This window comes from Rhodococcus sp. no. 34, from assembly GCF_054589475.1.
The window spans coordinates 1-220 of sequence record NZ_BAAILK010000050.1 but is presented as its reverse complement, the minus strand read 5'-3'; the positions used below and the strand labels follow the sequence as shown (position 1 = coordinate 220).

Genomic DNA, 220 nt, shown 5'->3' with positions numbered 1-220 from the left:
GCGGTTCGTCGGTCGGTTGATTTGTTGGTTGCGGTTTACGGTGTGCTCAGGGCTGGTGGTGGGTATGTTCCGGTGGATCCGGATCAGCCTGCGGAGCGTAATGGGTATGTGTTGGCGGCGGCGTCGCCGGTGTGTGTGGTCAGTACTTCTGATGTTGGTTTCGATGCTGGTGTGGTGCCGGTGGTCGAGGTTGATGTTGTTGATGTGTCTGGTTTTTCGG

The 220-nt window shown here is 57.3% G+C and carries 1 protein-coding gene; it reads left to right on the top strand.

Annotation, left to right across the window (positions count from 1 at the left end):
• On the top strand, positions 1-220 hold a 220-nt coding region (locus ACYP01_RS30255), incomplete at both ends, for an AMP-binding protein (protein WP_459683781.1).